The organism is Taklimakanibacter lacteus (assembly GCA_003576695.1).
In the GTDB taxonomy this organism is placed as follows: Bacteria; Pseudomonadota; Alphaproteobacteria; order Rhizobiales; family Aestuariivirgaceae; genus Taklimakanibacter; species Taklimakanibacter lacteus.
Genome location: QOZQ01000011.1, coordinates 212,972 through 219,095, shown reverse-complemented (window position 1 = coordinate 219,095; position 6,124 = coordinate 212,972). Strand labels below are relative to the sequence as shown.

The following is a 6,124-nucleotide window of genomic DNA, read 5'->3' as shown; positions in this document are numbered from 1 at the left end:
AGGTCAAGACTGCACCACAGGCCGTAGACATGACTGCATCCTGCGCACTGCCCACAAAAATCGCTTCGCAAACCTCTTGCCAACAGGGCGCCGTCCAGACATGACAGTGCATTTAATTATCACCTATTAAGTGCACTGTCACCGAAATACAACCGAAATACCGAAACACCATATTAAGTGCACTGTCACCGAAATAGCCAAATCTATTTAAATGCACTGTCACCGAAATACCTGTCACCGAAATAGCTGTCACCGAAATAGCGAGTCTCGCCGCAGTTTCCGCGCCACCGGAATGCGCTTCTGGTTGGGGCCACGCATGTTACCACTGTATCACGGAAAGAGGCCCCTCACCCTTCCCACCGCTGCGCGGTGGGCCCCTACCCTCTCCCCGCTGAAGCGGGGCGAGGGTAATTCCTCACATCCCCTTTGCCGCGGCGATCACCGGGGCGGCGGTGATCGCGTCCTGGCCGATGAAGGGCCGGTCATGCGCGATGAGGCTGAAGAACACCGTTGCCACCATCACCGCCACGAGGCCGAGTGCGATGGCGCGGGCTTTGTCGTCGCCGACATGCACGAAGGCGACGGCGACGGCGAGGATGAAGGCGAGGATCATCATCACCGCCCACTGGTCGGCGCTCACATTGTCATGCGCGAGGTCGAGCCGGCGCTCGCGCGCCTCGCCCACCTGGTTGAGCGCGCCGATGAACTGGCTGGCCAGCATCTGCTCGGCGGGCGCCAGCGACACGGCGGCGCCATAGAGGGCGGCGAGCACGCGCTCGGCCTCGCGGCTGCCGCCGCTGTCGCCCATGGCCGGCCATTCCGCCGCCGACTGCTCGGCATAGTCGGTGACGAGATTGACGAGCTCGCTGCGCCGCGGCTCGGCGAAGAGATGCGAGAGCGTGCGCAGCTGGCGCACCTGGCGGGCCTCGATCGCCACCGCCTCATAGGCCTTGTCCTCGGCCGACCAGACGGTCGAGGCGAGGAACGTCGTGGCCAGCACGAAGAGCGTGCCGCAAACCCCCTGGATGACGGGCTGCACCCCCTTGCCCCACCGCATGAAGGGCCCGGCGACCGGAAGCCGGGGCAGAAACCAGACCAGGAGACAGGCAAGGCCGGTCACGGCATTGAGGATCAGGAAGAGTCCCGGGAGCGGCAGGCCATAGAGCCACAGCATGGATAAAGGTCCATCTCGCGAATGTGATAGTGTTAAGGGACCGCGGCGGTTTGTCCATGGTCAACGGTCAAAAAGATCGGTGAGAGAGAATTCCTTGCATATCAAATACTTAGCATCCGCAGGAAAATCACTCTTACGTAAACATCATATATTGCAACTTGTTTAGTTTCTTTTTTCGGGGAACGGTCTTAAATTTCGCACATTGGTCCCTATATCCTCATCACCGGAGAAGGGCTCGCTCCTTCGCCCGGCCCGTGAAAGGGGGGCATATATCATGGCAAGACCTGCCTCGGCACTTCCCAGCATTTCCAGCGAAGGCGGCCTCGGCCGCTACCTGCAGGAAATCCGTCAATTTCCCATGCTCCAGCCGGACGAGGAATTCATGCTCGCCAAGCAGTGGAAAGAGCATGGCGACCGCGAGGCGGCGCACAAGCTCGTCACCTCGCATCTGCGTCTCGTGGCCAAGATCGCCATGGGCTATCGGGGCTATGGCCTGCCCATTTCGGAAGTCGTTTCCGAGGGCAATGTCGGCCTCATGCAGGCGGTCAAGCGGTTCGAGCCCGACAAGGGCTTCCGCCTCGCCACCTATGCGATGTGGTGGATCAAGGCCTCGATCCAGGAATTCATCCTGCGCTCCTGGAGCCTGGTCAAGATGGGCACCACCGCCAGCCAGAAGAAGCTGTTCTTCAACCTGCGCAAGGTGAAGGGCCAGATCCAGGCTCTGGAAGAGGGCGACCTCAGGCCCGACCAGGTCAAGGAGATCGCCCGCCGGCTGGGCGTGCCTGAAGAGGATGTCGTGTCGATGAACCGCCGCCTCTCGGGCGATGCCTCGCTCAACGCGCCGGTGCGCGCCGAGAGTGAAGGCGAATGGCAGGACTGGCTGGTCGATGACAGCGACACGCAGGAAGACATGCTCGTCGAGAGCGAGGAGAAGAAGATGCGCCTCGATCTCCTGAGCGAGGCGATGGACAAGCTCACCGACCGCGAGCGCCGCGTCTTCGAGGCGCGCCGCATGCAGGAGGATCCGGCGACGCTCGAGGACCTCAGCCAGGAATTCGGCGTGTCGCGCGAACGCATCCGCCAGATCGAGGTCAGGGCCTTCGAGAAGGTGCAGAAGGCGGTGAAGAACGCCGCCCAGAAGGCGCTGGCCCCCAAGGTGCCGGCGATCGCCGTCGAAGCCCGCGCCTGATCAGTCGGACGATTTCAAGGGCGCCGTTCCGCAAGGAGCGGCGCTTTTTTGTTTGCCCTTCCAGCGCAAATACCCGTCATGCCGGCGAAAGCCGGGCCCCATTGAATAAGCGCAAGCAGGCGGCAATGTTTGTTCTGCGTGAATTCAGGGGGTCCCGGCTTTCGCCGGGATGACGGATCGAGAGGCGACAGCCGCCCCTATCCCCCGATGCCGATGACCAGCGGGTTGCTGTCGGCCGGCACCGGCTTCGACCAGAAGATCTGCACCGCCCATAATTCATCGCCGCGCTGGATCACGCCGGTCGACACGAATTCATAGTCGCGCTTCATCAGGTTGCGCCGGTGGCCGGAGCTGTCGAGCCACAGATCGAACAGGGCCTTGGCCTTCATCCTGTCGGCCGGCCCCTTCTTGCGGTCGCTCGCGGCATTCTCGCCGCGCGCCTTGTAGATCAGGGTCGGCTCGACGAAAGCCCCGAAGCGCTGGTCGAAGGAATGGCCGGCGCGCGATTTGTGGCCGGATTTGCCGGCGAACATCATGTCGGCCGCCTGCGCCCGTGCCGCCTCGCGCATCATGTCGGAGGCGGCAAGCCCCTCGCGCCCATTGGCCTGGCGGTAGGAGGAGACGAGCTTGTCGAGATAGGCCTCGAGATCGGGCCTGGCGCCTGAATTCTCCGGCAGCTTCTGCAGCAGCGCGCGCGCATATTGGGCATAATTGCCGGCGGCCCCTGCCGGCAGCATCCCGGCGGAAAGACCGAGGAAGGCGGCCAGGAACAGGGCCGAAACGAAGCGGATCAGGGTCATGGCCAATCGAATATCATGGTTGTCTTAACAAAGCAGCGGCTTCCGCTTGACGGGGGCTTGGGGCTTTCTTAAGGCGAGGGCCGAGGGAGAGAGAGAGACATGATGAACCGCCAGCTTTCGGCCGGAACCTGCATCGGCCATGCCATCAGAAGTGTGCGCAACAATATCGGCTATGCCTTCCGCATCAGCTGGCCCTGGTACGCCGTCATGGCTCCAGTCGTCATCATCCTGGTTCTCCTCGCCAATTATACAGCTGGCGGCAATCCGGAGACCGGCTCCGGCATGACCATTCTGATCGACCTGTTCAGGACCCTGATAACCCTGGTCGCATTTGCCTCCATTGCAGTGAACTGGCATCGCTACATCCTGCTCGATGAAGTCCCGCAAGGCAGTCAGGTCCTTCGGCTTGACGACAAGACCTGGCGCTATTTCGGCAACATGCTTCTGTTGTTCCTCATCCTTTTTGGCGTCGGCGTGGTCATTGGGGCGCCGATCGGCTTCATCGCAGCACTCTCCGGGGCAGTCGAGACCGTGCCGGTTCTCGTGGCGCTCCTCGTTGCGCCCGTAGCCGGCGTCATGGCCCTTCGGTTTGGCGTGAAGTTTCCGGCGATCGCTCTGGGTCGCCGGGACTTTTCCATGAAGCACGCATGGGCGGCGACGAAAGGCAACAACCTGCCGGTTTTCCTGATCGTCCTTTTCGAGCTCGTTGTGGCGGTGGCGGCCATTCTGCTTTCCGCTCTTCTCGCCTATCTCTTGAGCCTGGTCAGCACGGCGCTCGGCGTCGTCATCACCGTGATTGTCGGGCTTGTCATAAACTGGGTATTCACGATCTTCAGCATCACCGTGCTGACATCGCTCTACGGCTTCTTCGTCGAGAACCGCGAGTTCTGAAACCACATCATAACCCGTCATCCCGGCGAAAGCCGGGACCTCCTAAATGGATGAAGCGCGGGCAGCGCCGCCCGGTTGATTCTATTCAATGGATCCCGGCTTTCGCCGCTATCATGTGCACACATCGCGGTTGAGCCTTTCACCCTCGCCCCGCTTCAGCGGGGAGAGGGCAAGGCCGCAATCCTTCTACGATGTGTGAATCCGATAGCGGCTTTCGCCGGGATGACGGAATGGGCTCCTACCCCGCCGCCAGCTTCTTCCGCTTCGCCGGCAGGAGCGGCTTGAAGTCGTCGGGCGTGATCGTCTCCTTCTCGAGCAGGATCTTGGTTCCCGCCTCGAGGTCCTTGCGCCGGGCGGTCAGAATCTTCCTCGCCCGCTCATAGGCCTCATCGATCAGCCGCTTCACCGCGAGGTCGATCCTCTCCGCCGTCTCGTCCGAATAATCCTTCTGGCGCATGCCCACCACATTGTCGCCGAGATAGCTCTGGCCCTGTCTTTCGAACACCGCCTGGCCCAGTTCCTTCACCATGCCGAAGCGCGTCGCGATCTGGCGCGCAATGTCGGTGGCGCGCGTGATGTCGTCCGCGGCACCAGTCGAGATCTCCTTGAAGATCATCTCCTCCGCCGCGCGCCCTGCCATCAGCACCACCATGCGGTCCTTCAGCTCCTGCAAGGTGATGAGGAACTTGTCCTCGGTCGGGCGCTGCATCGTATAGCCGAGCGCCCCGATCGAGCGCGGGATGATCGAGATCTTCTGCACCGGGTCGGCCCCTTCGAGCGAGGCGGCGGCGAGCGCATGGCCCATCTCGTGATAGGCGACGCGCTTCTTGTCCATTGGGTTGAGCACGCGGCTCTTCTTCTCGGTGCCGGCGATGATGCGCTCGAAGGCCTCGACGAAATCCTTCATGGTCACGCTCTTGCCGCCGCGCCGGGTGGCGAAGATCGCCGCCTCGTTCACGAGATTGGCGAGATCGGCGCCCGACATGCCAGGGGTGAGCTGCGCCAGCTGCTCGAGATCGACATCCTTGTCGGCCTTGATCTTCCGGATATGCACCTTGAGAATGGCGGCGCGCCCCGATTTGTCGGGCCGGTCGACGATGACCTGGCGGTCGAAGCGCCCGGCCCTGAGCAGGGCCGGATCGAGGATCTCCGGCCGGTTGGTGGCGGCGAGCAGCACGATGCCTTCGCGCGGATCGAAGCCGTCGAGCTCGGTCAGGAGCTGGTTCAGCGTCTGCTCCTTCTCGTCATTGCCGCCGAAGCTCGGGCCTGAGCGCGCCTTGCCGAGCGCATCGAGCTCGTCGATGAAGATGATGCAGGGGGCCGTCTTGCGCGCCTGCTCGAACAGGTCGCGCACCCGCGCGGCGCCGACGCCCACGAACATCTCGACGAATTCCGAGCCCGAGATCGAGAAGAACGGCACCTTGGCCTCGCCCGCGATGGCGCGCGCCAGCAGCGTCTTGCCGGTGCCGGGCGGGCCCACCAGCAATATGCCGCGCGGGATGGTGGCACCGAGCTTGGCATATTTCTCCTTGTCCTTGAGGAAGGAGACGATCTCGACCAGCTCGGCCTCCGCCTCGTCGATGCCGGCCACATCGGCGAAAGTGACGCCGGTATCCTTTTCGACATAGACCTTGGCCTTGGACTTGCCGACATTCATCATGCCGCCCAGCCCCTGCTTCTCGATGATCCGGCGGAAGAAGAACATGTAGAGCGCGAAGAAGAACAGCACCGGCACGATCCAGGAGAGCAAGGTGGAGAGGAAGCCGTCGCTCGCCTGGCCCGAGAATTTCACTTTATACTGGGCGAGGTCATTGGCGATGACGGGATCGACGCGCGTGGTGGTGAAGAAGGTCTTGCCGTTCAACGGCGTCCTGAGCTTGCCCTCGATCGTGTTCTGGCTGACCGAAACCTCGGTGATCTCGCCTTTCTTGAGCAGGCCCAGGAACTCGGAATATTCGATCGGCTCGACGGTGCGATAGGTCTGCCACCAGCCCTGGATGAGGAAGATGGCGGCGATGGCGAGCGCCACATACCACAGATTGAACTGCTGCTTCTTGTCCATCCGCCCGG

The 6,124-nt window shown here is 62.3% G+C and carries 5 protein-coding genes; 2 read left to right on the top strand and 3 right to left on the bottom strand.

The genetic code is table 11. The annotated features are described in order from the left end of the window. Positions 1–415 precede the first annotated feature (415 nt). The gene (locus DT068_RS22330; RefSeq protein WP_119392099.1) at positions 416–1,174 is read right to left on the bottom strand and encodes a bestrophin-like domain; all 759 of its coding nucleotides are present in this window, start codon (positions 1,172–1,174) and stop codon (positions 416–418) included. A gap of 274 nt (positions 1,175–1,448) precedes the next feature. On the opposite strand from DT068_RS22330, the gene rpoH reads away from it, so the two are divergent. Beyond that, positions 1,449–2,363, top strand: coding sequence for an RNA polymerase sigma factor RpoH (rpoH, locus tag DT068_RS22325; RefSeq protein ID WP_119392098.1), 915 nt, complete (start codon positions 1,449–1,451; stop codon positions 2,361–2,363). Positions 2,364–2,560: 197 nt separating this feature from the next. On the opposite strand, the gene DT068_RS22320 is transcribed toward rpoH, so the two are convergent. Beyond that, complete coding sequence (locus tag DT068_RS22320) at positions 2,561–3,163, bottom strand: CAP domain-containing protein (protein WP_368905007.1); 603 nt, start codon at positions 3,161–3,163, stop codon at positions 2,561–2,563. Positions 3,164–3,262: 99 nt separating this feature from the next. Between DT068_RS22320 and DT068_RS22315 the strand changes: the two genes are divergently transcribed. Then, positions 3,263–4,054 carry a hypothetical protein gene (locus DT068_RS22315; RefSeq protein ID WP_119392096.1) on the top strand — a complete coding sequence of 264 codons (792 nt, stop codon included), beginning with the start codon at positions 3,263–3,265 and terminating at the stop codon, positions 4,052–4,054. Positions 4,055–4,292: 238 nt separating this feature from the next. On the opposite strand, the gene ftsH is transcribed toward DT068_RS22315, so the two are convergent. Then, a complete protein-coding gene (gene ftsH / locus DT068_RS22310; RefSeq protein WP_119392095.1) occupies positions 4,293–6,116 on the bottom strand; it encodes an ATP-dependent zinc metalloprotease FtsH in 1,824 nt (607 codons plus the stop codon). Positions 6,117–6,124: the final 8 nt, after the last annotated feature.

What these genes read in the sequence shown, in the direction of transcription:
- DT068_RS22330 (WP_119392099.1), bottom strand. Translation starts at nt 1,174, where the DNA reads ATGCTGTGGCTCTATGGCCTGCCGCTCCCGGGACTCTTCCTGATCCTC.
- rpoH (WP_119392098.1), top strand. Translation starts at nt 1,449, where the DNA reads ATGGCAAGACCTGCCTCGGCACTTCCCAGCATTTCCAGCGAAGGCGGC.
- DT068_RS22315 (WP_119392096.1), top strand. Translation starts at nt 3,263, where the DNA reads ATGATGAACCGCCAGCTTTCGGCCGGAACCTGCATCGGCCATGCCATC.
- ftsH (WP_119392095.1), bottom strand. Translation starts at nt 6,116, where the DNA reads ATGGACAAGAAGCAGCAGTTCAATCTGTGGTATGTGGCGCTCGCCATC.
- DT068_RS22320 (WP_368905007.1), bottom strand. Translation starts at nt 3,163, where the DNA reads ATGACCCTGATCCGCTTCGTTTCGGCCCTGTTCCTGGCCGCCTTCCTC.